3 protein-coding genes and 2 pseudogenes are annotated in these 2,226 nt (G+C 64.3%); all 5 read right to left on the bottom strand.

Going from position 1 to position 2,226, the window contains the following annotated elements; genetic code table 11:
- Positions 1–182 (bottom strand): annotated as a pseudogene (locus tag MSZK_RS09485) (NADH dehydrogenase subunit D); the annotation flags it as partial.
- On the bottom strand, positions 182–859 hold the full coding sequence (locus tag MSZK_RS09480) for an NADH-quinone oxidoreductase subunit C (RefSeq protein ID WP_099247170.1): 678 nt from the start codon (positions 857–859) through the stop codon (positions 182–184). The gene MSZK_RS09480 and the pseudogene MSZK_RS09485, both read right to left, overlap by 1 nt.
- Positions 856–1,410: an NADH-quinone oxidoreductase subunit B family protein gene (locus tag MSZK_RS09475; RefSeq protein WP_005140943.1), complete on the bottom strand. Its 555-nt coding sequence runs from the start codon at positions 1,408–1,410 to the stop codon at positions 856–858. The genes MSZK_RS09480 and MSZK_RS09475 overlap by 4 nt, the downstream gene beginning before the upstream one ends.
- Positions 1,401–1,760 (bottom strand): NADH-quinone oxidoreductase subunit A, encoded by a 360-nt coding sequence (locus MSZK_RS09470; RefSeq protein ID WP_099247231.1) that lies wholly within the window; start codon positions 1,758–1,760, stop codon positions 1,401–1,403. The genes MSZK_RS09475 and MSZK_RS09470 overlap by 10 nt, the downstream gene beginning before the upstream one ends.
- A 161-nt stretch (positions 1,761–1,921) precedes the next feature.
- Positions 1,922–2,226, bottom strand: a pseudogene (locus MSZK_RS32875) (cytochrome P450); the annotation flags it as partial.

Genomic DNA, 2,226 nt, shown 5'->3' with positions numbered 1-2,226 from the left:
CGCGCCTCGGTGACCGTCTCACCCTCAATCTCCAAAATCAGCCGCAACACCCCATGCGTCGACGGATGCTGCGGACCCATATTCACCACGATTCGTTCGCCGGCCTCGCCCGTGCGGGCGGCGGCGACGATGTCTTCCCAGTCCTGGCCGCCCAGGACGATCACGTTCTCTTGCGCGCTCATCAGTGATACGACCTGCGTTCGTCGGGCGGGGGGATCTGGGCGCCGTGGTATTCGACAGGAACGCCGCCGAGGGGGTAGTCCTTGCGTTGCGGGTGACCCACCCAGTCATCGGGCATCTCGATACGGGTCAACCCCGGATGGCCATCGAAGATGATGCCGAAGAAGTCATAGGTCTCACGCTCATGCCAATCCACCGTCGGATACACCGAAAACAACGACGGCACATGCGGATCGGCATCCGGACACGCCACCTCCACCTGCACCCGCCGGTTATGCGTGATCGACAGCAACGGATAGAACGCGTGGAGCTCACGGCCGACATCCTGCGGGTAATGCACACCCGAGACGCCACAACACAATTCGAATCTCAGGCGCTCGTCGTCCCGCAGCGCCTGCGCGACAGCCAGCAGATGTTCGCGGCGGATCTCCAGGGTCAGCTGGTTGCGGAAGACGACGACGCGCTCGACTGCCGCGCCGAAGGTGTCGGCTCCCAGCACCTCGGCCAGCCGATCGACGAGCTCATCGAAATAGCCGCCATAGGGCCGCGGCGTGCTGCCGGGCAGGGCGACCTCACGAACCAGCCGTCCGTAGCCGGAGGTGTCGCCGCTGCCGTTGATGCCGAACATCCCATGGCGAACGCCGATGACCTCGCCACCACCCGGGTCTTGATCGCTCACCGGAGCAGGCCTTTGAGTTCCAGGGTGGTCGGGGCGGCCAGCGCGGCCTTCTCCGCGGCGGCAATGGCCTCGGCGCGGTGCACCCCCAACGGCATCTCGGCGATCTTGGCGTGCAACGCCAGAATCGCATTCAGCAACATCTCCGGCCGCGGCGGACACCCGGGCAGATAAATGTCCACCGGCACCACATGATCCACCCCCTGGACCACCGCATAGTTGTTGAACATCCCCCCACTGGACGCACACACCCCCATGGCCAACACCCACTTCGGCTCAGCCATCTGGTCATAGACCTGCCGCAACACCGGCGCCATCTTCTGACTCACCCGCCCGGCCACAATCATCAAATCCGCCTGCCGCGGCGTCGCCGAAAACCGCTCCATCCCAAACCGGGCAATATCAAACCGCGGCGAGGCCGTCGCCATCATCTCGATCGCACAACACGCCAACCCGAACGTCGCCGGCCACAACGACCCCTTACGCACAAACCCCGCAACCTTCTCCACCGTCGACAACAAAATGCCGCCCGGCAACGCCTCCTCTAATCCCATTCCAACCCACCCCGCCGCCACACATACCCATACGCCACAAACACCGTGCCCATAAAAATCAGCATCTCCACCAGCGCGAACGTCCCCAACGCATCAAACGACACCGCCCACGGATACAAAAACACGATCTCGATGTCGAACACGATGAACAACATCGCCGTCAGGTAGTACTTGATCGGAAACCGCTGACCCACCGGCTCCCCAACCACCGGCTCAATCCCACACTCATAGGCCTCCAACTTGGCCCGATTGAACCGCCGCGGCCCCACCACCAACGCAATCACCACCGACACCACCGCAAAACCCGCCGCAATAACGCCCAACACCAAGATCGGCAGATACGGACCCAACTGCCCTGCCCTCCTCTCGGTAGCGGCGAGCACCGCACCGACGGCGTCTGTCGGTAGGCGTATGTCTACCGTGCGGGGCAGCTCAGGTATCCCCCGTTAGGGGGGAGGAACCAGGTGAGGCGAGGGGGGATATTTGTTACCCGCCAGTATGATTCGCGCTTTCAGCGCACGGCGAGATCGAGATAGGCGTGCCGGCGGGCGAGCACGCTGGGCAACCAGGGTCCGACGTCAACCGCCTCGAACCACGCGGTGCGCTCGAGCATGAGGCCCAGCACCGTGATCGCTTCCAGCCGCGCCAGTGGGGCCCCCAGGCAGAAGTGGGCTCCCCTACCAAACGACAGGTGCCCCTTGGTGTTAGGCCGGGACAGCCGAAATTCATCCGGCGCCTCGAAGTGGTCGGGGTCCCGGTTGGCGGCCCCCCACAGCAGCAGCACCCGGGAGCCCGCGGGCAGCGCGACACCGCAGA

The sequence above is a fragment of the Mycobacterium sp. shizuoka-1 genome (assembly GCF_002723835.1).
Classification (GTDB): domain Bacteria; phylum Actinomycetota; class Actinomycetes; order Mycobacteriales; family Mycobacteriaceae; genus Mycobacterium.
The sequence above is the reverse complement of the archived record's forward strand: the minus strand, read 5'-3'. Positions and strand labels throughout refer to the sequence as shown.